Source organism: Corynebacterium sp. ACRQP, from assembly GCF_022345915.1.
GTDB lineage: Bacteria > Actinomycetota > Actinomycetes > Mycobacteriales > Mycobacteriaceae > Corynebacterium > Corynebacterium lehmanniae.
Map to the genome: position 1 here is coordinate 23,603 of NZ_JAKRMZ010000021.1, position 25,831 is coordinate 49,433.

At 65.1% G+C, this 25,831-nt stretch carries 25 protein-coding genes and 1 pseudogene; 15 read left to right on the forward strand and 11 right to left on the reverse strand.

The window, feature by feature from the left end; translation table 11 throughout:
- Positions 1–27: 27 nt before the first annotated feature.
- On the forward strand, positions 28–1,287 hold the full coding sequence (locus tag MHY23_RS08990; protein WP_239307265.1) for a short-chain fatty acyl-CoA regulator family protein: 1,260 nt from the start codon (positions 28–30) through the stop codon (positions 1,285–1,287).
- A gap of 7 nt (positions 1,288–1,294) precedes the next feature.
- On the opposite strand, the gene MHY23_RS08995 is transcribed toward MHY23_RS08990, so the two are convergent.
- The 5 genes from MHY23_RS08995 to upp form a co-directional block, all read right to left on the reverse strand.
- Positions 1,295–2,257 (reverse strand): hypothetical protein, encoded by a 963-nt coding sequence (locus tag MHY23_RS08995; protein WP_239307266.1) that lies wholly within the window; start codon positions 2,255–2,257, stop codon positions 1,295–1,297.
- 76 nt (positions 2,258–2,333) lie between these two features.
- Complete coding sequence (locus MHY23_RS09000; RefSeq protein WP_370645838.1) at positions 2,334–3,740, reverse strand: NAD(P)H-quinone dehydrogenase; 1,407 nt, start codon at positions 3,738–3,740, stop codon at positions 2,334–2,336.
- 65 nt (positions 3,741–3,805) lie between these two features.
- Positions 3,806–4,987, reverse strand: a complete 1,182-nt coding sequence (locus MHY23_RS09005) for an amidohydrolase (RefSeq protein ID WP_239307268.1) — start codon at positions 4,985–4,987, stop codon at positions 3,806–3,808.
- 197 nt (positions 4,988–5,184) lie between these two features.
- Positions 5,185–5,595 (reverse strand): helix-turn-helix domain-containing protein, encoded by a 411-nt coding sequence (locus MHY23_RS09010; RefSeq protein ID WP_239307269.1) that lies wholly within the window; start codon positions 5,593–5,595, stop codon positions 5,185–5,187.
- A 106-nt stretch (positions 5,596–5,701) separates the two neighbouring features.
- Positions 5,702–6,337, reverse strand: a complete 636-nt coding sequence (gene upp / locus MHY23_RS09015; RefSeq protein WP_181889910.1) for a uracil phosphoribosyltransferase — start codon at positions 6,335–6,337, stop codon at positions 5,702–5,704.
- 86 nt (positions 6,338–6,423) lie between these two features.
- Between upp and MHY23_RS09020 the strand changes: the two genes are divergently transcribed.
- From MHY23_RS09020 to MHY23_RS09040, 5 genes are all read left to right on the forward strand, one after another.
- Positions 6,424–6,705, forward strand: coding sequence for a hypothetical protein (locus tag MHY23_RS09020; protein WP_181889909.1), 282 nt, complete (start codon positions 6,424–6,426; stop codon positions 6,703–6,705).
- Complete coding sequence (locus tag MHY23_RS09025) at positions 6,702–7,745, forward strand: C40 family peptidase (protein WP_239307270.1); 1,044 nt, start codon at positions 6,702–6,704, stop codon at positions 7,743–7,745. The genes MHY23_RS09020 and MHY23_RS09025 overlap by 4 nt, the downstream gene beginning before the upstream one ends.
- Positions 7,746–7,755: 10 nt before the next feature.
- On the forward strand, positions 7,756–8,994 hold the full coding sequence (locus MHY23_RS09030; protein ID WP_181889908.1) for a hypothetical protein: 1,239 nt from the start codon (positions 7,756–7,758) through the stop codon (positions 8,992–8,994).
- Between the two features lie 69 nt (positions 8,995–9,063).
- Positions 9,064–10,200, forward strand: coding sequence for a trimeric intracellular cation channel family protein (locus tag MHY23_RS09035; RefSeq protein ID WP_239307271.1), 1,137 nt, complete (start codon positions 9,064–9,066; stop codon positions 10,198–10,200).
- On the forward strand, positions 10,201–11,454 hold the full coding sequence (locus MHY23_RS09040) for a D-alanyl-D-alanine carboxypeptidase family protein (protein WP_239307272.1): 1,254 nt from the start codon (positions 10,201–10,203) through the stop codon (positions 11,452–11,454).
- Here MHY23_RS09040 and MHY23_RS09045 read toward each other — a convergent pair.
- Together MHY23_RS09045 and trpS are read right to left on the reverse strand one after the other, a co-directional pair.
- A complete protein-coding gene (locus tag MHY23_RS09045) occupies positions 11,414–12,508 on the reverse strand; it encodes a YhjD/YihY/BrkB family envelope integrity protein (protein ID WP_239307273.1) in 1,095 nt (364 codons plus the stop codon). The two genes, MHY23_RS09040 and MHY23_RS09045, sit on opposite strands and share 41 nt — an antisense overlap.
- Positions 12,509–12,585: 77 nt before the next feature.
- On the reverse strand, positions 12,586–13,596 hold the full coding sequence (gene trpS, locus MHY23_RS09050; RefSeq protein ID WP_181889904.1) for a tryptophan--tRNA ligase: 1,011 nt from the start codon (positions 13,594–13,596) through the stop codon (positions 12,586–12,588).
- An 83-nt stretch (positions 13,597–13,679) separates the two neighbouring features.
- On the opposite strand from trpS, the gene MHY23_RS09055 reads away from it, so the two are divergent.
- From MHY23_RS09055 to MHY23_RS09075, 5 genes are all read left to right on the forward strand, one after another.
- Positions 13,680–14,093, forward strand: coding sequence for a hypothetical protein (locus tag MHY23_RS09055; protein WP_143339012.1), 414 nt, complete (start codon positions 13,680–13,682; stop codon positions 14,091–14,093).
- Positions 14,090–14,251 (forward strand): RNA helicase, encoded by a 162-nt coding sequence (locus tag MHY23_RS09060; protein WP_101494221.1) that lies wholly within the window; start codon positions 14,090–14,092, stop codon positions 14,249–14,251. Before MHY23_RS09055 ends, MHY23_RS09060 begins: the two co-directional genes overlap by 4 nt.
- A gap of 2 nt (positions 14,252–14,253) precedes the next feature.
- Entirely contained in the window at positions 14,254–14,937 is a 684-nt protein-coding gene (locus MHY23_RS09065; protein ID WP_239307274.1) for a type 1 glutamine amidotransferase, read from the forward strand.
- A gap of 306 nt (positions 14,938–15,243) precedes the next feature.
- A complete protein-coding gene (locus tag MHY23_RS09070; RefSeq protein WP_239307275.1) occupies positions 15,244–15,486 on the forward strand; it encodes a CopG family ribbon-helix-helix protein in 243 nt (80 codons plus the stop codon).
- Entirely contained in the window at positions 15,473–15,817 is a 345-nt protein-coding gene (locus MHY23_RS09075; RefSeq protein ID WP_239307276.1) for a type II toxin-antitoxin system PemK/MazF family toxin, read from the forward strand. Before MHY23_RS09070 ends, MHY23_RS09075 begins: the two co-directional genes overlap by 14 nt.
- A gap of 6 nt (positions 15,818–15,823) precedes the next feature.
- Here the strand turns inward: MHY23_RS09075 and MHY23_RS09080 are convergent, their stop codons facing one another.
- From MHY23_RS09080 to MHY23_RS09090, 3 genes are all read right to left on the reverse strand, one after another.
- Positions 15,824–16,027, reverse strand: a complete 204-nt coding sequence (locus MHY23_RS09080) for a hypothetical protein (RefSeq protein ID WP_239307277.1) — start codon at positions 16,025–16,027, stop codon at positions 15,824–15,826.
- Positions 16,028–16,058: 31 nt separating this feature from the next.
- On the reverse strand, positions 16,059–17,120 hold the full coding sequence (gene bioB / locus MHY23_RS09085) for a biotin synthase BioB (RefSeq protein ID WP_239307278.1): 1,062 nt from the start codon (positions 17,118–17,120) through the stop codon (positions 16,059–16,061).
- 75 nt (positions 17,121–17,195) lie between these two features.
- The gene (locus tag MHY23_RS09090) at positions 17,196–18,110 is read right to left on the reverse strand and encodes an exodeoxyribonuclease III (protein WP_239307279.1); all 915 of its coding nucleotides are present in this window, start codon (positions 18,108–18,110) and stop codon (positions 17,196–17,198) included.
- A 60-nt stretch (positions 18,111–18,170) separates the two neighbouring features.
- Here MHY23_RS09090 and MHY23_RS09095 point away from each other — a divergent pair, with 60 nt between their 5' ends.
- From MHY23_RS09095 to MHY23_RS09110, 4 genes are all read left to right on the forward strand, one after another.
- The gene (locus tag MHY23_RS09095) at positions 18,171–20,357 is read left to right on the forward strand and encodes an NADP-dependent isocitrate dehydrogenase (RefSeq protein WP_239307280.1); all 2,187 of its coding nucleotides are present in this window, start codon (positions 18,171–18,173) and stop codon (positions 20,355–20,357) included.
- A gap of 285 nt (positions 20,358–20,642) precedes the next feature.
- Positions 20,643–22,121, forward strand: a complete 1,479-nt coding sequence (locus MHY23_RS09100; RefSeq protein WP_239307281.1) for an RNA-binding domain-containing protein — start codon at positions 20,643–20,645, stop codon at positions 22,119–22,121.
- 889 nt (positions 22,122–23,010) lie between these two features.
- Complete coding sequence (locus tag MHY23_RS09105; RefSeq protein WP_239307282.1) at positions 23,011–24,345, forward strand: O-acetylhomoserine/O-acetylserine sulfhydrylase; 1,335 nt, start codon at positions 23,011–23,013, stop codon at positions 24,343–24,345.
- Positions 24,346–25,482 carry a homoserine O-acetyltransferase gene (locus tag MHY23_RS09110; RefSeq protein WP_239307283.1) on the forward strand — a complete coding sequence of 379 codons (1,137 nt, stop codon included), beginning with the start codon at positions 24,346–24,348 and terminating at the stop codon, positions 25,480–25,482. It begins immediately after the preceding gene.
- Here MHY23_RS09110 and MHY23_RS09115 read toward each other — a convergent pair.
- A pseudogene (locus tag MHY23_RS09115) lies at positions 25,479–25,831 on the reverse strand (hypothetical protein); the annotation flags it as partial. The gene MHY23_RS09110 and the pseudogene MHY23_RS09115 overlap by 4 nt on opposite strands.

The following is a 25,831-nucleotide window of genomic DNA, read 5'->3' on the forward strand; positions in this document are numbered from 1 at the left end:
CGGCGCAATTGGAGAGGAAAGGCGGCTATGGCGAAGCTCTACGCGGGGGGACAAATACACACGCTGCGCACCACTCGCGGCCTCACGCAAGCCGAGATGGCCAAGGCGCTCGAGCTCTCCCCCAGCTATCTCAACCAGCTGGAAAACAACCAGCGCCCCCTGACCGCCAGCGTGCTCGTGCAGCTGACCGCCGCCTTCGGGGTGGACGCGGCGTACTTCTCCGGCGCGGCCGAGCGCGCCGCCGCCGCGGACTTGGCGGAGCTCATCCCCGACACCCCCGAACACGAGCTCGCCGCCTTCGCCCGCGCCTACCCGGCCATCGCGGACAAGGTGCGCGGCATCCCTGCTCGGCTGGAGGGCAGCTCCCCCAACCCGTACGAGGCCACGCGCAACTTCTTCCAGGACCACGGCAATTACTTCCACACACTGGACACAGCCGCGGAGTCGCTGGCGGAGCACCTCGGCGGCCGCCAGATGCGCTTAACGCGCCTGGCCGCGGCGCTGGATAGGGACTTCGGCTACCCGGTGCGCTTCAACCAGGACGTTCGGGGGCGAAGTGCCGTCGATAGGCAGCCCCGCGAAATCCGCCTGCGGGCTGGGCTGACTGAAGCGCAACAGTGCTTCGAGCTCGCCTACCACTACGGCACGCTCGCGCACGACCGGGAGATCCAAGAGCTCACATCGCCTATCGACGACCCTCCGGCCCGCAACGTCACCACCCACGGCTTGGCGCAGTACTACGCCGCCGCCGTGACCATGCCGTACGCGGAAGTGCTCGCCGCGGCGAAGGAGACGCGCTACGACATCGACGTGGTCTCCGCCCGCTTCGGCACCGGCTTCGAATCCACCTGTCAGCGCCTAGGCACCCTGCAGCGGCCCGGCGCGAAGGCGGTGCCGTTCGTGTTCATCCGCACCGACCGCGCGGGCAACGTGTCCAAGCGCCAGGTCACGGCGGGGTTCCACTTCTCGCGCTCGGGCGCGACGTGCCCGCTGTGGGTGGTGCACCGCGCCTTTGAGACGCCGAACCGGGTGACCAGGCAGGTCTCCACCACCCCGGACGGTCGCACGCAGCTGTGGGTGGCGCGGATGGTGCAGGGGCCGGCGGTCGGGTTCGGATTTCCGAGGCGGGAGCACGCGGTGGCGCTGGGCTGCGACGCGGTGCACGCCCACGAGCTGGTCTACGCCGACGGTCTGGACGTGGACCCGGCGTCCGCCACCCCGATCGGGCCCGGGTGCGCCACCTGCCCGCGGACGGAGTGTCCGCAGCGGGCGTTCCCGGAGTACTAGTCCAGAGTTAGAAAGGCAGATTTGGGAGATTTTGGGCTGCAAAGCCCGCTGCCCCACCCAGACCGAACGCCAACAACAAGCCGATAATCCACCCAATCGCGGACCCACTTGAAGATCCATCTCCGCCCGACGCCGTTAGGGTTGCTGTCGTGGTGACAGTTTCCTGAACGGTCTCGGCCGGAGCCGTCACCGTAGTCGTTTCAGCCGGGGCGGTCACCGTAGTCGTCTTGACCGGTGCGGTCACCGTGGTCGTCTCAGCAGGCGCGGTCACCGTAGTCGTCTTGACCGGTGCGGTCACCGTGGTCGTCTCAGCAGGCGCGGTCACCGTAGTCGTCTTGACCGGTGCGGTCACCGTGGTCGTCTTGACCGGTGCCGTCACCGTGATCGTTTCCACAGGGGTTGTGGGTGGAGTTGGAAACTTTCGGTCTACATTGGGAACGGTTGATTTAAGGGAATAGTCTTTTTGAACTTCGCCATACCCAACCAACACCGTCCCTACACCGCTATTCTTGGGCCGACAGGTCAGCAACATCCCCCACCCTGGCTTCATACCGAAACTCAGATCGAACTCGATTTCTTCCCCGGGTGCGATGTAGTCTTGCGAGCCATTTGTCATCCCCCCGACCTGATCTGCAACAGCGCGGCGGAGTCGTGAACTGACGCGGTCAACCTCGGCTTCTGCATCTTCACGACTTGAACTGTCTTGAAGCCAAACGTCATAAGCTGGTTTGACCAAATGTGACGGTCCACCGAATACGTAGCAAAACAATTCAAATTCGGTTGGGTTCACAAAAGTGATGGATTCGCCGGGATTCCCGGCATCAATGCCACGGCCCTCCGTGGAATCATCGGAAATATCGACGAATCCCCAACCCGGTTCAGCTTGCTCAGCGGCTGCACGGTCGCTTATTGACCCGGCTATCAAGATGGCACTCAAACCAGCAGCAAATAAGGTTTTAGACAGCTTCATGCCAACATTATGACACGTAACTCTAACCCTCCGGAGACAAATTCAAGTTCCGGAAGGGATCACAGAGCCAAGTCAACTAGTCCAGATCGGTCTTGGTGACCAGGCGGCGCGCGGCCTCGGTAATGGAGCCGGATAGCGACGGGTAGACCGCCATGGAGCCGGCGAGCTGGCGCACAGTGAGGTTGTTGGCCACGGCGATGGTCAGCGACAGGATCAGCTCGGAGGCGGTGGGCGCGACGATCACGCCGCCGAGCACCTGGCCGGAGCCCTTGCGGGCGAAGATCTTGACAAAGCCGTACTGCAGCGAGCGCATCTTCGCGCGCGGGTTGGTCGCCAGCGGCAGCTTGTAGATGTCGGCGTCGACCTCGCCGTCGCGGATCTGCTGCTCCGTCACGCCGACTGCGGCGATCTCCGGGCGGGTGAACACGGCGTTGCCCACGGTCTTCAGGCGGATCGGGGTGACACCTTCGCCGAGCGCGTGGTCCACGGCGATGCGGCCCTGCTGCGCGGCCACGGACGCCAGCGGCATCAGGTCCGTGCAGTCGCCGGCGGCGTAGATGCCGGCGACGTTGGTGCGGGAGACGCGGTCGACGTGGATGTGGCCGGACGGGGTGACCTCCACGCCGGCGGCCTCCAGGTTGAGCTCGGCGGTGTTCGGGATGGAACCGATGGACATCATCACGTGCGAGCCCTCGATGGCGCGGCCGTCGGTGGTGTGCACGACCACGCCTTCGCCGGTATTTTCCACGCGCTCCACGCGGGCGTCCTTTTCCAGCTGCACGCCGCGGTCCGCCAGCACGTCCTCGAGCACATCGGCGGCGTCGGCGTCGTCGTGAGGCAGAATGCGGTCGCGCGAGGCCACCATGGTCACCTTCACGCCGAGCTCGGCGAACGCGGAGACGAACTCCGCGCCGGTCACGCCGGAGCCGACCACGATCAGGTGGGTGGGCAGGTCCTTCAGGTCGTACATCTGGCGCCAGTTCAGGATGCGTTCGCCGTCCGGCTCCGCGCCCTTGAGCACGCGCGGGCTCGCGCCGACGCTCACGAGCACCATGTTGCAGGTGATGGTCTCCGTCGACCCGTCCGCGGCCTCGACCTCGATGTTGTGGGTGGTGTGGCCCTTCTGCTCGTCCGCAAACCGGGCGCGGCCTTCGATGAAGCGCACGCCGCCCTGCTCAAGCTGGGCGCGGATGTCGTCCGACTGCTTGCCGGCGAGCGACTTCACGCGCTCATTGAGCGCCAGCAGCGACAGCTTCGAATCCCCGAGTGCGTGGCTCAGTCCCATGTCGTCCGCGCGGCGCAGGTCGTTCTTAATGTTCGCGCCCGCAATGAAGCTTTTCGACGGCACGACGTCCTTCCGGATCGCTGAGCCGCCCGCGCCGCTGTCCTCGACAATGGTGATGTCCGCACCGTACTTGGACGCCATCAGCGCAGCCTCGTAGCCGCCCGGGCCTCCACCGATGATGACGATCTTCTTGGACAAAACAGCACTCCTCATGGGTCGGGTGACAGGGAACCAAACTGGGAGACAGTCTACCCAGAGAACTTCTATTCTTCGCCCGGGCGGAAGTACTCCTCCACGATGGAGCCGAACAGGCGCACGCCGACGCCGAGCGCGCGCTCGTCCACGTTTAAATTGCCCTGGTGCAGATCCTGGTAATTGCCCTCCCCGCTCCAGGCGCCAAGGCGCATCATCGCACCAGGCACGTGCTCGAGGTACCAGGAGAAGTCTTCCCCGCCGCTGGATTGCGGGGCGGACACCACCGACTGCGGGTCCACCGCGCGCGCTGCCTCGACGGCCAGCGCTGTCGCGGCATCGTCGTTAAGCACAGGCGGCACCCCACGGATGTAGTCCAGGTGGTAGGTGCAGCCCGTCGGCGCGACAACCAGGTCGATGAGGTCCGTGAGCAGGTCCTCGATCTCGCGCCAGGTGGTGATGTCTGCGGTGCGCAGCGTGCCCTCGATAAGGCCCCGCTTCGGAATCGCGTTGGCGGCGTCGCCCGCCTCCGCATGCCCGAACACCAGCACCGTTCCCGTGCGCGGGTCCACCCGGCGTGACAACAGCCCCGGCAGCTGGGTGATCAGCGCACCCATGGCGTAGACCACGTCCGCGGTCAGTTGCGGGCGCGAAGTGTGCCCGCCGGGGCCGTGGACCTCGATGCGGATTACGTCGGACGCCGAGGTGATCGCACCGGTGCGCACACCGATCTCGCCGACCTTGATGTGCGGCTCGGCGTGCACGGCGTAGATGGCCCCGACGCCCTCGAGCGCGCCCCACTTAATGACGTCCAGGGCGCCGCCGCCCATGACTTCCTCGGCGGGCTGGAAGATGATGCGCACCGGGTGCTCCAGCTCCACCGTGGACAGCGCGCAGGCGAGTGCCAGGGCGACGGAGGTGTGGATGTCGTGGCCGCAGGAGTGGGACACGCTCGGGTTTGAGGACGCGAAGCTCAACCCCGTCTGTTCAGGCACGCGAAGCGCGTCGATGTCCGCCCGAAACGCCAGGCGCTTGCCCTCCGCGGGGCCTAAGTCCACGTACAAGCCGGTGCCCGGGAAACGCACCGGGTGCAAGCCGTAGCTCTCCAGCGTCTCCGCCAGAAAATCGGTGGTGGAGACCTCCTCGTTGGACAGCTCCGGGTGGGAGTGGATGTGGCGGCGCCAGCCGATCACGCGTTCCTGGTTTTCGCTGAACCAGCGATCCACCGCAGCGGCGATACCGGCGTTATCCACGTGCGCTCCCCTTTTTGTCATCTTCGGTTATCGGGTTTTGCTGACAAGAGTGTACGCGCACCTGCCGCAAAGTAGACAAAGCGGTGCGGAAGATGTTGTTCCGGTGGCTCACATGAGACCGACTACACCCAAGAGGCCCGCACGGAGATGGCCGACGAAGGCGTAAACGAAGCGGACGTCGAAGCCGCCACGGGCCGCTAGAACGCCGGCGTACCCTGCGGCGCGCCGCGGCGCAGGTACGTGTCGTGGAACCGGGCGGTGTCCTGCGCGCTGCGCGGCCACTGGAACCTGATCGGCGCCGGGGCATCCACCCCAGACGCCTCAGACATCAGGAAACAGCCCTCGACGTTTTCCGCCGCGCCGGGCAGCAGCGCCGCCGGCGGCACCTGCAGCGCGGAGGCGAGCCGGTAGCACGTGCTCAAGGTGGGGTCGGCCACCTTGGAGTTGTAGTCGTTGCGCTCCAGATTCGAGATCAGCGAGCGCGACACGCCCGCCAGCTCCGCCAGGCGCGTTTGGCTCAGCCCCCGCATGAGCCGGATGGCGCGCACGCGCTCCCCCAGCCCGAGTGCGTAGCTCGCCCAGTGCGATTGCGGCAGTACTTCCCCCATGGTCTTTCCCCCGTTTACGTCGGCGCTCCCCAAAGCGGTCAACCAGTTACGCCACGCAATGTAGCGCGGGATTGACGGCGGCGCTACCGGAGGAACGTCGACAAGCTTAAAGCTCGATGTTGCGCGGGCCGTAGAGACGATCGCCCGCGTCGCCCAGACCAGGGACGATGTAGGCGTCCTCGTTGAGCGACGGGTCGATGGTGGCGGTGACCAGGCGCACCGGTCCGCCGTGGGCCTCCAGCCTGTCTACGCCCGGCTGCGCAGAAACCATGCAAATGCACGTGATGTCGTCCGCGCCGCGCTCAACCAGCAGGTCAATGGCGTGCAGCAACGAGCCGCCGGTGGCCAGCATCGGATCCACCAGGAACACGGGCTGGCCCGACAGGTCCTGCGGCAGGGCCTCCAGGTAGGGCACCGGCTCGTGGGTAGTTTCGTCGCGCGCAAGCCCGATGAAGCCCACCTGCGCGTCCGGGATCATCGACAGCGCCGGGTCGACCATGCCCAGGCCCGCGCGGATGATCGGCACGATGATCGGCGGGGTGGCAAGACGCGCGCCGCGGGCGGTGGCGACGGGGGTTTCGGTGTCGAACTCCTCCACCTCGAGGCCGCGCGCCGCTTCGTAGATGAGCATCGCGCCCAGGTCCGCCAGCGCCGCACGGAACGCCGCGTTGTTGGAGCGCTTGTCGCGCATGATGGTCAGGCGGGACGCGGCAAGGGGGTGGTTGACAACCGTGATATCCATGCGGCTCATGCTAGTTCACTCCGCGGGGCGCGGGAATTTTTTGCGCCCCGAGGGAACCGGGGCGGTGTTTTTCGCGTCCAATGGCCATGACTGTTTTCCACATTGATTCCGCTGCCGTATCCGCCATGACCGAGTCGCTGCGCGATGACGCAGCACGTTTGCAATTGCTTCACGACGTTTCTGTGCCCGCCACCTGGCCCCTCGGCGAATTCAGTGCCGCGGTGAGCGAGTCCATCGCCAAAGCCAACACTGATGCAGAGGCACTGCGCGCCGAGGCCCACCGCATCGCCGAGGCGATGGACCTGGCGGTCGACGCCGCCGCGGCCGTTGACGCCTGCACCTGCCAGAAGCTGGGGGCCACGCTATGAGCTCTCTGAAACTAGATTTCGCTGGCCCCTTAACCAGTGCTGGCCTGGATGCGCACGGCACAGCCAGCATGCTGGCGAAACTGCTGCCCTTCGACATGCCGACGCTGCCGGGGTTTCGTATGCCGGATTTCACGGACTTCGACCCGCTGGCTGCGGTGGCGAACGCCTCCGGCGCTTCCCGGACGGGTGCTGCGGCGGACCTGGCGGACTACCGCGCAACGATCAGCGACGGCGTCGTGCGCGGAGGCGTGCTAATCGGCACCGCGGCCTTCGAGTTAGCCACCATCGGCGCGGAGCTCATCCGCAAAGCCGCTGCGATGCCCGCCATTGCGATCTCACCGGCGAGCCTGCTCGGCGCCGCCGCGTACGTGGCCGGGCTCATCGCCGACGCCATCAGGGACGCAATGCGGGTGCTCAACGCATTGGAGAAGGACCTGCGGCAAGTTGCGGAAACGCTCTCCTCCGCGACCGCTGCGGCTCAAAACCGAATCATGCCCGGCCCCGGCCCTGTAACCGAGAAGGCGCGAGGGGAGCTGCAGCGTCTGGCCTCCCTGGTTGCGCCTCCGGCCAAGGCGGCTGCACAGCCCGCGCCGCCGGAGGTGAAGCCAGCCTCCGCCGTCGCCCCGCCACCACCGCCGGAACCTGCCGCAGCGGCCGCCCCGCCGCCGGAACCTGCTCCGGCGCAAGAGTCGGGATCCGCTGTCGGCGCAGCCGCCGTCGAAGCCGCGAAAAGCCAGATCGGCACACCGTACGTGTGGGGCGGGGCCGCACCCGGCGGGTTCGACTGCTCCGGCCTAACCTCCTGGGCGTACAAGCAGGCGGGGCTGGACATCCCGCGCGTCGCCGCGGACCAAACCGTGGGCCGGCAGGTCTCGTACGAGGAGCTGCAGCCGGGGGATCTGGTGCTGTGGTCCGGCCACGCCGCCATGTACGCGGGAGACGGGATGATGATCGAGGCGGGCAGCCCCGTGCAGCTGAACCCGGTGCGCACAGAAAATCTGGGCATGACCTTCCGCGGATTCTGGAGGCCGACCGGCTAAAGTTTCCCGCATGACTACGCGCGCGATTCTCCCCGTCAAGATCTCCCTCACCGAGGGCGACTTTTACACCCTGTGGGCACCGACCTGGAAAGAAAAGGGCAGCGAGTGGCAGGCCTTCCTCGGCGACGACCAAGCCGTGCTGGCCTTCCACTCCCCCGAGGAGCTCCTGGCCTACCTGGAAACGACCAACGCCCACGACCTGGCGGACCACCCAAAGTGGCAGGAGTTCCAGGCCCAGGGCGACGACCGCGTGGTGCCCAACGACAAGCAGTACTTCGACATCATCGGCGCACCCGAGTTCCTGGCCGGCCGCCCGAGCCACGAAAACGTCTCGCGCCTGTCGCGCGTGTTCCAGATCTCCCGCTCCCTGGCGGACGTCGCCTCCGCGGAGCAGGCGCAGATTTTCTTCGCCTCCCACTCCATCCTGGGCAACGTCAGCCGCGGCTCCGACCACTACGCAGGCGAAAACGGCCTGTCCGAGTGGTCCGGCGTCGGCCGTGTTGTGCTGGCGAACTGGGAGAATGTGGTCAAGTCGTTGGATGAGTCTGTCCGTGTCGTCGATACGCAGGAGCTCGATGCCCAGCGCGTCGCAGCCGCCGGCACCGCTATTGCCGCCGCCACCGAAGCCCGCGCCGCTGCCGCCGAGCAGGCGCGCGCGGACGAGGAGGCCCGCGCTGCCGCGGAAGACCCGTACGACTCCTCCGCGTGGGGCCGCGCCGGCATCGACCCGGTGAAGATCTCCATCCAGGGCCAGAGCGTGTACACGCTGCGCACCTACCTGCGCGGCGCCCCGGTGTTCTTGGGCAAGTACGGCGAGATCATCACCTTCCCGTCCACCAAGCACCTGGGCCGCTGGATCCTGGAAAACGACGACCACGACCTGGCTGGCGTGTCCACCTGGCAGGACCTCATCGACACCGCCAACGCCGGCGAGCTGAAGGTGGAGGTCCACCCGGACAACTCCTACTCCTTCAACGGCATCGCAGCCGACATCAACAAGGGCACCGACGCGGTGGACACCGCACAGATGTCCAAGGCTTACGAGCTGCTCGCGGATGCCGCGGACTGGGCGCAGGACGACTCGCTGAACTCCCTGCTTTTGGCCAACCCGCGCATGCAGGACTACCTAGCGTACATGCTCGGCTCCACCCGCGCCGCGGGCTACGTGCCGTCCGCGCCGTTCACCGACAAGGCGGAGGCGTGGACCGAAATGGAAAACCAGCTGATCAAGCGTTTCTCCAAGTTCTAAACCGCTTCGCCGTTGCCCCTGGGCATCCCGACATGCCGGCGAAACGTGCCACCTTTACAATTTCCAGCTATGGCAGTGGACCAGGTCGACCCCCTCATCAGCTCCATCTATCACTGGATGGACATCTCCGGCGTGCTACTGATGGGCATCATCGGCGGCACCCTGGCCCGCCAGCTCGGCTACGACATCGTGGGCTTCTTCTTCATCGCAATGCTCTCCGCCCTCGGCGGCGGCATGCTGCGCGACGTGCTGATCAACCAGGGCACCGTCGCCGCGATGAGCCAGCCGGAGTACCTCATCCTGGCGTTCACCGGCGCGCTGATCGCCCGGTTCACCTACTTCAAAGGCAAAGCGTGGGAGCTTTTGCAGTCCCACGGCGACGCGCTGGTGTCCTCCCTGTGGGCGGCCACCGGCGCCTCCAAGGCCATCCAGTACGGCCTGCCGGTTTTGCCCACGATCATGATGGGCGTGTTCACCGCCACCGGCGGCGGCATGATCCGCGACGTAGTCACGGGCCGCGAACCCAGCGTGTTCGGCGGCAACCAACCCACCGTCATCCCGGCGGTGGCGTGCGCAGTGATCATGTTGGTGAGCAACGCCACCGGCTTCCTCGCGCTCGGCATGGTCATCGGCCCTGTGGTCAGTTTCGCGCTGTTCCTCGCCGGCTACTGGGGCAACTGGCGCGTTTCCACCGACTCCGAGTTCGCGCCCGTGAACGCCACGGTGAACATGACGGCCACGCAAGTCGCGCACCTGGCCAAGAAGGCGGAGAACAAGTCGCGCGCGGTGGCCCGCGAGCTTGAGCCCACCCGTGTGCGCTCTTGGCGCCACCGGCAGATGGAGAAGGCGCTGCAGCGCCGCATCGAGTCGGAGATCCGCAAGGGCAAGCGCCCGGCGGAGGCGGTCAGCGACGCGGACGATTTCCTCACCGAGTTCACTACCCAGTTCCCCGCCATCGACGCCGAGGTGCTGGCGGAGGCCGTGGGCACCACGCCGCAGGGCGCGGCGGAAGACGAGAGCCTCTTCGACAGCATCGGCGTGGATTTGGCCGGCGATTCCTACGAGGACGAGGCCGCGGAGGAGCCGGACCCGGCCGAGACGGAGGCGATGCACGCCGACATGCTGGATATCATTCTCTCAGACGAGGCCCTCACCGACGAGCTCATCGAGCGGCTCGCGGCCCGCTACGACCAGAAGGATTCCTAGATGAAGCGTGCGCTCGCAGCTGCCACAGCATTGAGCTTTTGCTTTGCGACGGCAGCTCACGCCCAAGACGCCGAAACCCCGACCGAAGCCACCTCCTCGGCCGGCCCGACCGTCGGCTACTACGACGAGGGCGGCAACTGGGTCCCGCCCAGCCGCGGCCGCGCCCCCGACACCGACAACTGCCCGCAGGCCACCTGGCCGCCGGAGCCGGTGTCCACCTCCGAGCGCGCCGCGTCCTCCCCTTCCCCGCTGCCCGTGCTTTTCGACGGCCCCTGCGGCATAACCGCAGCCGACGGCTACCAGGTCCCCGACGGCGTGGTCGCCTCCTCCTGGCTGGTGGCCGACCTAGATTCCGGCGACGTGGTGGCGATGAAGGACCCGCACGGGCGCTACCGGCCCGCCTCCATCATCAAGGTGCTGCTCGCGCTGACCGTGATCGACGAGCTGCCGCTGGACCAGAAGGTCCCGGTCTCCGCGGAATCCGCCGGCCAGGAAGGCTCCGCCGCCGGCATCGGCGAGGGCGGCGACTACACCGTCGAAGACCTGCTCACCGGCCTGCTGCTGTCCTCGGGCAACGACTGCGCACACGCGCTCGCCCAGGCCCTCGGCGGCGACGAGCTGGCGCTGGGCAAGGTCAATGCGCTGGCCAAGAAGCTCGGCATGTCGGACACCCGCGCGACGTCGTATTCCGGCCTAGACGGCGCTGGCATGTCCACCTCCGCCTGGGACATGGGCCTGGCCTACACCGCGGCGTTTGCCGACCCCACCTTCACCCGCATCGTGGACACGGAGCACACCACCTTCCCCGGCTTCGAAGACCTGCCGCCGTTCGAGCTGTGGAACGACAACCAGCTCTACCTCAACGACCCGGACGGCATCGGTGGTAAGACCGGCTACACCGACGACGCGAACCACACGTTCGTCGGCGCCGTGAACCACGAGGGCCGCCGTCTCGTGGCGGTTGTGCTGGACACGTCGGCCTACGACCACCGCCCCTGGGAGCAGGCGCAGATGCTTCTGCACGAGGCGTATGGGGTGCGAAGCTCCGTCGCAAAGCTTGAGCCCCTCGCTGAAAAGGCCCCCGAAACGACAACGGCCGCCCCCACCCCCGCACCTGCGCCTGAGCAGGCTGGGGAGGAGACGACCTGGAACCGCTGGTGGTCCTACCTGATTTTGGCGGCCGTGCTCGCGCTTGCGGCGCTGGCCACCGCGTTTAGTCTCGGGACAGCAGAGAAACCACGCCGACGCCGATAGCGCCCAGCGCCGCGCCGACGCCCAGCGCCTTGCCCGACGGCTTGGACTCCTCCCTGCCGCGAACCGCGCCCGCGCGGACGTTGATCACGGCCGGCTCCGGCACCTCCGCCGGCGCCATCGCGAGCGACTCGTCGGTGGTGGCAGTCCACGCCGCGACGTAGAGCACCACGCGCCAGACCAAGTACAGCATGACCATCAGGGTGATGATCGGGCCGAAGATCGCACCCGCCGGGCTACCGGTGGCCGAGGAAATGACCAGGCCGGCGAACTGCTGCAGGATGGCGAAGATGACCGCGCCGAGCAGCGCGCCCTTCAAACCGGACTTCGCCGGCACCTTCGTGCGAGGCATGTACATGTTCACCCACAGCATGACCAGGAAGCTGGCCAGCACGCTGACCAGGAAGCCGACGAGCCACACCACCGCGCGGGAACCCGGGAAGTCGCCGATGCCCAGGCGGTCCATGGCGGTGCTGGTCCAGCTGGACAGGCCCACCGCGGTCACCGACGTGGCGACCAGGAACAGCACGATCAGCACGATCAGACCGACCAGGTCCGCGAGCTTCTTGGTCACGAAGTTGCCGCCCTCATTCGCGTCCACCTTCCACATCGCGGACACGCCGACGCGCAGGTTGTTCATCCAGCCCAGGCCGGACCACAGGGTGGTGAGCAAGCCGATGCCGGCCACGGCGCCGCGCTGGTCGATGGCGGTCTCGACCAGCTCGTTGACCATGTCGCCCAGATCCCCGTCCAGGGAGTTGGCGATCTGATTTTGGATGTCATCCATCAGATCCGGGCGGGCGTTGAGGAAGAAGCCGAGTCCTGCGAAGACCAGCATCAGCAGCGGGAACAGCGCCAGCACCGAGAAGTAGGTGATGCCGGCGGCCATCTGGTTGCCGCCTTGCGCCCCGAAGCGGTCGTTCATGCGCAGCACGTGGCCGGCGGCGGGAGACTTCTTCTCCACCTTCGCCTCAAAGCCGCCCTGCTGCTGCTTCGAGGCGCGCTCAATGCCGTGTTCGTCGGTGTACGCCTTGCGCGGCGCGGTCGAGGTAGCCATCGACGTCCCTTCAACTATGTGTCATTTACCAAACACATCGTAGAGGAGGCTGTGCGACGGTGACGCGAGGTGCGGACCTAGCGCTTCGGGGCGAGGAAGCCGACCTTGTCGTACACGTCCGCCAGCAGCGGGGCCGCGACCTCGCGGGCACGCTCGGCGCCGCGGGCCAAGATGGATTCGAGTTCTGCGCGGTCGGACATGAGTTCGTCGAAACGTGCGCGCAGTGGCGTCGTAAAGCTTTCGAGTGCTTCTGCGGTGTCGACCTTGAGCGCACCGTAGCCCTGACCCTCGTAGCCTGCGACGATGTCGTCGATCGGCTTGCCGGTCAGCGCGGACTGGATGACCAGCAGGTTGGACACGCCCGGCTTGTTTTCCTTATCAAACGCGATCACGCCGTCGTTGTCGGTGACGGCGGAGCGAATGCGCTTGGCGGAGGTCTTCGGCTCGTCGAGCAGGTTGACAATGCCCTTCGGGTTCGCGCCCGACTTGGACATCTTGGAGGTGGGGTCCTGCAGGTCGTAGATCTTCGCCGCGCCCTCGACGATCATGCCCTCCGGCACGGTGAAGGTCTTGCCATAGCGGGAGTTGAAGCGCTCCGCCAGCGTGCGGGTCAGCTCCAGGTGCTGGCGCTGGTCCTCGCCCACCGGCACGAGCTGCGGGGAGTACAGGAGGATGTCCGCGGCCATGAGCACCGGGTAGGTGAACAGGCCCACGGAGGTGCGGTCCTGGCCCTGCTTGGCGGACTTGTCCTTGAACTGCGTCATGCGGCTGGCCTCGCCGAAGCCGGTCAGGCACTGCAGCACCCAGGTCAGCTCGGCGTGCTCGGGCACGTGCGACTGCACGAACAGGGTCGAGCGCTCCGGGTCGATGCCGAGTGCGATCAGCTGGGCGCAGCCGGCGAGGGTGCGGTGGCGCAGCTCCTCGGGGTCCTGGTCCACGGTGATGGCGTGCAGGTCCGGGATGAAGTAGAAGGCGTCGTAGCCGTCCTGCAAGTCGATCCACTGCTTCAGCGCACCGAGGTAATTACCCAGGTGGTAGGAGTCGGCGGTGGGCTGGATTCCGGAAAGCACGCGTTGCATGGGGTTCATAGTAGTGGGCCGGTGCGGGGAGGGAACCGGTGGCGGTGCGGGCGCGTCTAACTCTTTAATGCCGTCCACAGAAGGAGTACACGTTGGCTCTTACAAAATCAGACAGACCTTGGTTGCTTACAGCGCTCGCAGTTGCTGTTTCTCTCGGATTTGCTGTCAGTAATGCAACACGTTCGGCCGAAGAAGCCTGGATGGTGCTCGACTTCGCGTCTCGCATCATCGGGCCTCTTGGAGCTGCTTGCATTGCTTGGCTCGGGGTTTCGCAAACACTCGATAACTCGCAAAAGCTGGACCGTGTTAAGGAGTGGCACACGATGCTTCGCTGGGCGACTGACATGTGCAACGCCTCGAGCGAGCGTGAAGTTGAGGCGGGGATTGCTATTCTCGATTCCATCGACAGGCAGTCGGAAATCCCTGCCGACCAGCACGAGGTAATCGACGCGATCTTGACCGCCGTGTTCCGAAATCCCAACACGCCTTTTGAGGAGCAGCGATGACAGCCCGATCCAAAGCTAGAGAAATTCAGTCTCCGAAGCCGGAGTTTTCCCGGAGCCAGATCGCCGCGGCCAAGCTCATCGTGAAGCGCGATAAGGAAGGAAAAGGCAAGGTTCCCATTACGCCGGACATTCTCCGCGCAGCATCCTTCGACCTCTAGCCATGCGCATCACCGTTCTGCAGCCCGATTCGTTCGCGCCACTGCAACGCCTCGGCCCGTGGCTCGAGCGCGCCGGCGCCACCCTGCGCACCGTCGATCTCGGGGAGCCATTGCCTATGGACGCCTCCGGCGACCCCCTCATCCTCCTCGGTGGACGCGCAGATGCGCTGGACACGCACGCGTCGCCGTGGCTACCGGCGGTGCACGAGCTGCTGCACAGCGCCTTTGAATCGGGCACGCCCGTCCTCGGCATTTGTTTGGGACACCAGATCATCGCCGACTGTTTCGGCGGCGAAGTTTCCGTCGGCCTAGCTATGCAAGACGAGGAAGGCGCCACCCCGGTGACGTTGACCGACGCCGGCGTGGACGATCCCCTGCTCGGCCCAATCGGTCCATCCCTGGTGGTCGAGCAGTCCCACCACGACGCGGTAGTGACGCTGCCACCCGGCGCGACACTGCTGGCATCCAGCGAGCGCTGCCCGATTCAGGCCATGCGGCTGGGGTCGATCGTCTCGGTGCAGTTCCACCCGGAGTGCTCCCCGGAGGTGGCCGGCCAGTGGGCGGCGAACGGCGGCCACGACGGTGCCGCGGTCGAAGCGGAGCTGCTGCGCCACGACGACCATCTCACCCGCACCGGCGAAATACTCGCCGAGGGGTTCGTCGCCGCCGCCCGCGCTTGGCGCTGACGGCTCGGGTCGCCGCCCCGCCGCCGCTCCCCGCTCCCGCCCCAGTTCCGGCCCCATTCCGAGGATGCTTACTCCAGGATGCTTACTTCTCGAGTGGCGCGCTCCACAACCGCCGACCACACTCGAGAAGTAAGCATCCTGGAGTAAGCATCTAGGCGGGGTAAGCATCCTGAAGTAAGCATCTAGGCCAGAGTCACGGCCAGCCCGACGCGGCAGCGCACTGAGGTTCACGCTGCTTGCCGGGCCGCGTTTCTCGTCGCAAGGAAACTCTTCCTAATCAGCACCACGACAAGTACGATTCAGAGTATGAACAACGGTACGAGAATCAGTGTGAGTTTGGGTCGGAACGAACTCCAAACCCTGGATAACCTCGTTTCCGAGTTGGATTTGCGTTCTCGATCTGAGGGGATGCGCGAAGCGATCCTCGCCCTCCAGCGGGAATCACTCGCTAGAGCGTATGAGGAATGCTTCTCCGACCCGGAATGGAAGAAAGAAGCTGCCCTTTGGGATTCGCTGGCTGATGAAGGGCTAGACAATGCTTCGCGGTGAAATCCGCCTCGTTGATTTCGAACCAGCGGTCGGACAGGAAGCCAACAAGACACGGCCCGCCGTGATCGTCAGCAATGACACAGCGAATCAAGGCGCAGCGATACACGGCGGAATGATTACCGCCGTGCCGCTGACCTCAAACACTTCGAGAGTCTTCCCGTTTCAGACATACGTCGATGCCGAAGAGTCCGGCCTTCGAGTTGACTCAAAAACTCAGCCGGAACTCATGCGTTCAGTATCGGTCATGCGAGTCGGCAGACGAGTGGGACGGCTTTCTCCCCGCCAAATGATGGAACTCGACGAAGCTATCCGCATCCACCTCGACCTTTAACGCCCCTTACCGCTCCACCCACTCGGAGCGCAGCAGACCGTGGCGGGAGCAGGCGGCCTCCCACGCCATCGGCGAAATCTTCACCACCATGCGGCGCTGGCACAGCGGGCAGATGCGCGGGGCATCGTAGGGGCGGGCCGGGTCGAGCGGCCAGGCGATCTCGCCGGACAAAACGGCGTCGGCGAGATCGGTGTTGTCGGGAATCTTCATGCGCGGAAAACCTAGCGGGACCTAGCGGAACTTACAGCGACTTGATGGTGTCGTAGAGCACGCCGTGGCCGGAGTTGGCCTTCTCGCCCACCGGGGTGATGCCCAGGTTCACGCCCGGGGTCGCGCCTTCCATCACGCGGTCCACGGCGTCGCGGTCCTTTTCCATAGGGCGGCCGAAGGTGGTCAAGTAGTTGCCGCCAATGATGGCGTTGGCGCCGCCCATGAGGCCGGCTTCGGTGCCGTCGTCGCCAAGCGCGAGCTCGGTGCCACCCGCGAAGCGCAACTGGGTGGACGGCATGGCCAGGCGGAACGCGGCGACGGCGCGCAGCGCCTCGCCCTGCGGGACCAGCGGACGGTCCGCGAACGGCGTGCCGGGGCGCGGGTCGAGGAAGTTCATCGGCACCTCGTGCGGCTGGATCTCCGCGAGCTGCGTGGCAAATTCGGCGCGCTGTTCGATGGTCTCGCCCAGGCCGATGATGCCGCCGCAGCAGGTTTCCATGCCCTCTGCCAGCACGTTTTCCAGGGTGTCCTTGCGCTCCTGCCAGGTGTGGGTGGTCACCACGTTGGGGAAGAAGGACTCGGCGGTTTCGAAGTTGTGGTTGTAGCGCGACACGCCCATCTTGGCCAGCTGGCGGGCCTGGTCACGGGTGAGGATGCCCAGGGAGGCCGAGATGGAGATGTCCACCTCGTCCTGGATGGCGGTGACGGCCTCGGCGACTTGGTCGAGCAGCTGCTGGGTCGGGCCCTTGACGGCGGCGACGATGCAAAACTCGCTTGCGCCCATCTTCTCGGACTGCTTGGCGGCCTCCACCAGCTCGTTGATGTCCAGGGTCACGGCGCGCACCGGGGATTCGAACAGGCCGGACTGTGAGCAGAAGTGGCAGTCCTCGGGGCAGCCGCCCGTCTTCAGGGAAATGATGCCCTCGAGGGAGACGTCCACGCCGCAGTGCTTGATGCGCACCTGGTGCGCCAGGTCGAGCAGTTCCGGCAAGCGCTCGTCTTCGATGTTGAGGATCTGGACGAGCTCCTCCTGGTTCAGGCCCTCGCCGTTTTCCAGGGCCTTTTCGCGTGCGATGTCAAGGATGTCAGTCATTACTGGACTCCGTTCTTGGTGGTTCACGTCACAAGTAGGTGTCAGTGTAGCCCGTCCTTGAACGGTGTTCAGCATTTAGCGGTATTCAACCAAAAGTGGCGAGTGGTCGGACCACCGCTGCTCCACCGTCGGCGCCTTGTCCACCCAGGTCCGCTCGGCGCGCTCGAGCATGTTCGCGGTCGCAGCCTGCACGTCGATGCGCCACCCCGCGTCGTTGTTGAAGGCCTGCCCGCGGAACGTCCACCAGGTGTACGGCGCGTCGTCCGGGTGCAGCCTGCGCGCCACGTCGAACCACTTCGGGGAGCAATTTGCTTCTCGACGGCCCTCGGACACGTACTCCACAGCCCCCGCCCACACAGCATCGGCCTTGACGTCCAAGTCCTGGGCTTCCTCGTCCGGGAAGCAGCCGAACACCGCGTCCATGAACGCGCGCTCGTGCGGCAGAAAGCCCGACTTCTTGCGGTTGGTCTTCCAGTTCTTCAGGTCCTCGCGGCGGTGGCAGATGTTCCAATCGCCGCCGATGACCATGTCCGGGTACTCGTCCGCCCACTGCTCAAGCAACGGTTCGAACTCGTCGAGGAAACGGTACTTCTCGTCCTGCTTCGGGGTGTCGGCGGAACCCGACGGCAGGTACAGCGAGCCGACGCGGGTGCCGTCGGAAAGTGTGGCAGCGATGAAACGTCCCGCATCTTCGAAACTGGGGATGCCGAAGGTGACGTCGTTAAGCGGGGTGCGAGACAGGATGCCCACACCCGCGCGCCCCTTCGCACCGGGGGTCTCCGCGGGGGCGACGGCGAGGTGCCACCCGTCCTCGAGCGCGGGCGCCAACGCCGCGCGCGCCTGGTCGACGGTGGCGCGAACCTCCTGCATAAGCACCACATCCGCCGAGGTTTCGGTGAGCCAGGCCAGCATGCCCGGGTTGTCCTCGTTGCGGATTTTGGTGGCGGCACGGATGCCGTTGACGTTGACCGACGCAATTGTGAGACTCATGTGTGATGACCCTAGTAGTCTGGTTGGCTGAAGTCAGACACGTTAAAACAAAGGAGCATTATGGCGAAGATCATTTGGACCCGCACCGACGAAGCGCCGCTGCTGGCGACGTACTCCCTCAAGCCGATCGTGGAGGCTTTCGCTTCCCGCGCCGGCATCGACGTGGACACCGCCGACATCTCGCTGGCCGGCCGCATCCTCGCGCAGTTCCCGGACCGCCTCGGCGACAAGAAGGTCGACGACGCGCTGGCGCAGCTCGGTGAGCTGGCCAAGACGCCGGAAGCCAACATCATCAAGCTGCCGAACATCTCCGCTTCCCTGGTGCAGCTGAAGAAGGCCATCGCGGAGCTGCAGGCAGCCGGCTTCGACATCCCGGACTACGAGGACGCGCAGGACAAGTACGACGCAGTCAAGGGCTCCGCGGTGAACCCGGTGCTGCGCGAGGGCAACTCCGACCGCCGCGCCCCGGAGGCCGTGAAGAACTTCACCAAGAAGCACCCGCACTCCATGGGCGAGTGGTCCTCCGACTCCAAGACCAACGTCGCGACGATGGACGCCGGCGACTTCCGCCACAACGAGAAGTCCGTGATCATGCCGTCCGAGGACACCCTGACCATCAAGCTGGTCAAGGCCGACGGCGGCGAGGAGGTGCTCAAGGACGGCCTCAAGGTTGAACAGGGCGAGGTCATCGACGGCACCTACATGTCCGCTAAGGCTCTCGACGCCTTCCTGCTGGATGCCGTGAAGCGCGCCAAGGACGAAGGCGTGCTCTTCTCTGCGCACCTGAAGGCCACCATGATGAAGGTCTCCGACCCGATCATCTTCGGCCACGTCGTGCGCGCCTTCTTCAAGGACGTCTACGACAAGTACGGCGAGCAGCTCCTCGCAGCAGGCCTGGACGGCGAGAACGGCCTCGGCGCAATCTACGAGGGCCTGTCCGAGCTGGAGAACGGCGAGGAGATCCGCGCCGCCTTCGACAAGGCCATGCAGGACGGCCCGGCGCTGGCACAGGTGAACTCCGCCAAGGGCATCACCAACCTGCACGTGCCGTCCGACGTGATCATCGACGCCTCCATGCCGGCGATGATCCGCACCTCCGGCCACATGTGGAACGCCGACGACCAGGAGCAGGACACCCTGGCCGTCATCCCGGACTCCTCCTACGCCGGTGTGTACCAGACCGTGATCGACGACTGCCGCGAAAACGGCGCCTACGACCCGACCACCATGGGCACCGTCCCGAACGTCGGCCTCATGGCGAAGAAGGCTGAGGAGTACGGCTCCCACGACAAGACCTTCAAGATCCCGGCCGACGGCAAGGTCCAGGTTGTCAACACTGCCGGCGACGTGCTGATCGAGCACGACGTCGAGGCCGGCGACATCTGGCGCGCATGCCAGACCAAGGACGCCCCGATCCAGGACTGGGTCAAGCTGGCCGTCAACCGCGCACGCCTGTCCGGCATGAAGACCATCTTCTGGCTGGATGAGGAGCGCGCCCACGACCGCAACCTGATCGAGCTGGTGAAGAAGTACCTGGCCGATCACGACACCGAGGGCCTGGACATCTCCATCGCTTCCCCGGTCGAGGCCACCAAGACCTCCGTCGAGCGCATCCGCCGCGGCGAGGACACCATCTCCGTGACCGGCAACGTGCTGCGTGACTACAACACCGACCTGTTCCCGATCCTCGAGCTGGGCACCTCCGCGAAGATGCTCTCCGTCGTCCCGCTCATGGCTGGCGGCGGCCTGTTCGAGACCGGTGCCGGCGGCTCCGCCCCGAAGCACGTCCAGCAGGTCCAGGAAGAAAACCACCTGCGTTGGGACTCCCTCGGCGAGTACCTCGCACTGGCCGAGTCCTTCCGCCACGAGAAGAACACGAACGGCAACGACAAGGCCGGCGTCCTCGCCGCCGCGCTGGACCAGGCCACCGAGAAGCTTCTCGACGAAGGCAAGTCCCCGTCCCGTAAGGTGGGCGAGATCGACGACCGCGGCTCCCACTTCTGGCTCTCCCTGTACTGGGCAGAGGCACTGGCAGCCCAGTCCGACGACGCCGAGCTGGCCGAGGTCTTCGGCCCGATCGCGAAGGACCTGCGCGACAACGCCGATGTGATTGACAAGGAGCTCCTGGACGCCCAGGGCAACGCCGCCGACCTCGGCGGTTACTACTGGCCGGACGAGGAAAAGACCTCCGCGGTCATGCGCCCGTCCGCAACCTTCAACAAGATCATCGACGAACTGGAGAAGTAGCTCGCTGTTCTGAGATCGGCCGGTGTCGGGGTTTCGCGCCCCGGCACCGGCCGTTTTTGTTTGTTCAGGCTTGGCAGCGCTGTGCCCAGCCCGGTACCTCCGCCCCACTTACCGCAAACGCTTACCGAGGAACTAGAGCACCCACATCAGAATCAGAAGCACGATTTTTTTCTTGCTCCGTAACCAGAAAAAGATGCCAGAACAGCCCTTAAACTCTTCAAAAAACTCCCTTACCTGCGGAATTGTTTTCTTGCCTGTTTCTTGCTTCTGGGGGATACTTGAGGCATGTCACCACTTAATTCCACCTCGGAGCCTCAACTCATCGCTAGAATCCAGCGATTCCTCGACTTGCCTGCGGAGCTCCCTTGGCTGGAGTTTAAGGAAAACAGCACCACGACCGGCCCGGAAATCGCCAAGTATGTGTGCGCGTTAGGCAACTCAGCTCGTCTTCATGATGAACCAGCAGGCTACCTGATCTGGGGTGTAAGTGATACGCATGAAATCGTAGGCACTTCGTTCCAATGGGAGATAACGAAAGGCAAAGGCAACGAAGACCTATTCCCTTGGTTGCAGCGTACAGTCTCCCCCACGCCGACGATCTCCTTCGAATCGGTCACAATCGAAAGTAGAACCGTCGTACTCCTCCGGATTCCGGCTGCCCTTTCGGCCCCTTATGCCTACGATGGAACCCGTTACTTCCGACAGGGCAGCTACACAAAAAACTTAATGGACTTTCCAGATCGTGAACGCGAGTTGTGGAGGAAACTCAACCAGTTCGAGTTTGAAACCAGCAACGCCGCGGAAGGCCTCGAGCCCGAAGAGATCACCTCTCTTCTCTCCTCCGACGCTTTCTTTATCAACCGGCCCGAACTGCCACGCAATGTTGGTGGCGCCCTCATCGACACAATGCGAGCAGCGGAGGCGATTACATACTCCCACGAATTGGGCTGGTGTATTCCTGCTTGGTCTGCTCTGATGTACGCGCGCTCACTCAAATCCTTCCCACACCTCGCCGGCTTAGCCCCTCGCGTGATGCACTTCGGTGACACATCGCGGACGCAACTCCAACGAGAATGGGAGTTTGACGAGGGATACGCCGCCTCGTTTAGCGAGATCGTGACCTTGGTGAACACGTTAAAACCCGGTGGAGAGACTATCGATCCAAGCGGACGCCGAATTGAAACCCCGCTGCTGCCCACTGTGGCATTTCGCGAAATATTTGCGAATGCGCTCATGCACCAGGATCTGGAACAGCGCGGTCAGTACTTGACCGTTGAGATTTTCAGCGACCGCGTGGAAGTAACCAATCCTGGTACACCGTTGGTCGATCCTCAACGTTTTATTGACTCGGCTTCTACCACTCGTAATGCACACCTCGGCGAAGCACTTCGCCTCGCACACTTCGTAGAGCAACGCGGAAGCGGCTGGGACAAGATCGTTGCGTCGCTGGAAAAAGAGCACTTTCCACCGGCACTCATTCGCGCAAACGGCACAACCACCGTCACACTGAGCGCCTACCGCCCCTTCAACCTAATGACTACGGATGAAAAGATCGAAGCCGTCTACCAGCATGCGTGCCTCGGGTTTCTGGATAATCGCGCCATTACTAACGCATCAATACGGCATCGCTTCGGACTCAGGGATTCGCAGGCCTCCCAGGCGACCCGACTTATTAACACCACGGTAGACAAAGGCCTCATCCGGCTCTACGACCCGGATGCCGGACCACGCAACCGCCGTTATGTCCCTTTCTGGGCTGAGTAGTTTTCTTGCTCTGTAACCGAAAAAGGGCGCCAGCACAGGCTTAGAACCCCTTTACAAACTCCCTTACCTGCGGAAACGTTTTGTTGCCTGTTTCTTGCTTCTCAGGCGCGTCACCCACGACGCAGAGCTGGCCGAGACCTTCAGCTCGATCGCCAAGGACCTGCATGGCTGCGCCCAGACCATCGACACGGAGCCCCGGGAAGGTGCCGTGCGTGAGCTTTCGCTTATTGTTTGGACCACGTATTTAGTAACGGTGTGGTGGGTTTCGGGTAACGCTCGGGTGGGTATCGAGTAACAGCCGGGCCAGTGCGCCTTGAACGTATGCCATGGGTTCTCCCAGCTGTCCGCTCAGCCGATTCGACGTGTTGAGCTACGAGCTAGCGAAGCAGCACGTACAGCGGAACCGCCGGCCCGGGCCAAAAGGAGGGGCCTGGTAGCGGCTGAGTATTGACCGCGCCCAGCTGGGCCCATGTGAACAACCACACCACGACCCTATGCGCAGAGGGTGATGTTTTGTTCTGCGAGAGCTCACGGGCATTTTGCACGTTGCAGTGCCTCTGACAACGTCGGCGCACTGACGGGGCGCGTCACCAGTACCCCGTTCCGGACTGTTACTGGATGCTCACCATCGCGTTACTCGATACTCACCACGGTGTTACTAGATGCGACCACGCAACACTTATCGACGAGCTCCGCCCTCAACTCCCCTTTCCGTTCTTCCCAACGCCCCAGTTCATGCGTGTCTTCTCGGTCCATCCCCATGCGAATTAGACGCGGGGAACCCCGCCTCGGTTCCCTCGCAGGTTTATATTCACGCAAATCCACAGTCCATAGCCCGTATAGACCGCTTGGTACGCAATGGCAGACAAAGCGGACTACATTGCACCCCATGACGAACTCGAAGCAGAAGTACGACAACTCCAACGCTAGCGAATGGTCGTTTGGCACCCGCTCCATTCACGCCGGCCAGCAAGTGGATCAGGATTACGGCGCGCGCAACCAGCCGATCTACATGACCACCAGCTACGTCTTCGACGACGCCCAGCACGCCGAGAACCGCTTCAACCTCTCGGATGCAGGCCCGATTTACACCCGCCTGACCAACCCGACGCAGTCCGCGCTGGAGGACCGCCTCGCTTCCCTGGAGGGTGGCGTGGCAGCAACGGCGTTCGCCTCCGGCATGGCCGCGGAGACCGCCGCGATCCTCACCCTCGCCCAGGCCGGCGACCACGTGGTCACCTCCCCGCGCCTCTACGGCGGCACCGAGACGCTCTTCCAGCACACGCTGCCGAAGCTGGGCATCGACTTCACCTTCGTGGACAACCCGGACGATCCGGAAAGCTGGCAGGCCGCCGTCAAGCCGAACACGAAGGCGTTCTACGGCGAGACCTTCGGCAACCCGATCGCGGACGTGCTGGACATCCCGGCCATTTCCGAGGTGGCCCACAACAACCAGGTCCCGCTGATCGTGGACAACACCATGGCCACCGCGGCGCTCGTCCGCCCGCTGGAGCTCGGCGCTGACATCGTGGTCCTTTCCACCACGAAGTTCTACACCGGCAACGGCGCGGCCATCGGCGGCGCGATCGTGGACGGCGGCACCTTCGACTGGACCGTTGAGCGCGACGGAGAATCAGTCTTCCCGCTGTTCACCACCCCGGACCCGGCTTACCACGGCCTGAAGTACGCGGACCTCGGCGCGCCGGCATTTGCGCTGCGCGCCCGCGCCGGCCTGCTGCGTGACACGGGTGCGGCGATTTCCCCGTTCAATGCCTGGGTGGCGTTGCAGGGTATCGATACGTTGGCGTTGCGCGTCGAAAAGCATAATGCGAACGCGAAGAAGGTCGCCGAGTTCCTGAGCACCCACGACAAGGTGGCCAAGGTCAACTATGCGGGCCTGGAGGGCTCGCCGTACAAGGCCACACAGGAGAAGTTGGGGCTGAAGTACACCGGTTCGGTGTTCTCTTTCGACATCGCCGGCGACCAAGACGACAAGACCGCGGCCTGGAAGTTCATCGACGCGCTGAAGCTGCACTCCAACCTGGCCAACATCGGCGACGTGCGTTCCCTGGTGGTCCACCCGGCGTCCACGACGCACTCGCAGTCGGATGCCGAGGGTCTCGCGCGCGCCGGCATCACCCAGGCCACGGTGCGCCTGTCCGTGGGCATCGAGGACGTCGAGGACATCATCGCGGACCTCGAGCGCGGCTTCGCGGCGGTGTAAATGCTGGCTGCGGAAGGCGAGCTGGGCACCGTCGCCATCGGCGACGTCCACACCGAGGCAGGAGCGGTGATTCAGGATGCGCACATTGCCTATCGACGGTGGGGCGTCCCCCGCGGCGACCTGGGCGGCAAGAACAACATCCTGCTGGTGGAGCATGCCTTAACCGGCGACACCGACGCCGCCGACTGGTGGTGCGAGGCCATCGGCCCCGGCAAGGCGCTGGACACCGACGCGTGGTGCGTGATCTGCACGAACGCGCTTGGGTCCTGCTACGGCTCCACCGGCCCGTCCAGCGAACACCCGGACGGCGGCGTGTGGGGCTCGCGCTTCCCGGCGATCAACATGCGAGACATGGTGCACGCCGAGCGCGCGTTCCTGGAAGCGCTGGGCATCGGCCGGGTCCACGCGATCATCGGCGGTTCCATGGGCGGCGCGCGCACCCTGGAATGGACCCTGCTCTACCCCGAGGCCGTGGACTACGCGCTGGTGCTCGCGGTCTCCGCCCGGGCCAGCGCCTGGCAGATTGGCATCCAGTCCGCGCAGATCACCTCGATCACCCATGACCCGGATTGGCACGGCGGCGACTACCACGACACCGGTTGCGCTCCGGACGCCGGCCTGGCGGCGGCACGCCGCATCGCGCACCTGACCTACCGCGGCGAGCTGGAAATCGATGAGCGCTTCGGCACCGCCGCCCAGTCGGGTGAGAACCCCCTCGGCCCCTTCCGCGCGGACGGCGAGCGCTTCGCCGTACAGTCCTACCTGGAGCATCAGGGCACAAAGCTCACCAAGCGTTTCGACGCAGCCAGCTACGTCACCCTCACCGAAGCCCTCAACCGCCACGACGTGGGACGCGACCGCGGCGGGCTGAACAAAGCGCTGGCCTCGTCGACCGTGCCGACCATGATCGTGGGCGTGGACACCGACATCTTGTACCCCTACCACCAGCAGGAACACCTCTCCCGCAACCTGGGCAACCTGCTCGCCATGGCGAAGCTGTCCTCGCCGGTCGGCCACGACGCCTTCCTCGTGGAGGCCCGCCAGATGGACCGGATCCTGCGCAACTTCATCTCGTTGACGCACGAAACCCCGTCCGCGCGCGAGGTCGCCGCCGAGCGCGGCGCCTACGACATCTAAAGGTCTATGACCTGCACCGCGGTACCGTCCGCGGTGGCCAGGTAGGCCCGGCCCATGCCGACCCAGCCGGCAAACGGGGCGTCGGCAAGCGTGATGCGCTCGTGCACATGCCCGAGCAGCCACGCGCCGTACCCCAACGCGGCGAGCTCCTCGCGGGTGCACGGCAGGCACGGGTTGTTGGAGTACTCGCCGGTCACGGAGGTGTGCAACAGCCCCAGGTTCGGCGCGCCTTCTACTGGTGCCGGGAACCTTGCGACGAGCTCTCGCGGATCCCGGTCCACCTCCACCGCAGCGGTGTGCAGCGCCCACCCCCCCCCCCCGGTTGGCTGGGGCTCTTGCCGTGCGACGA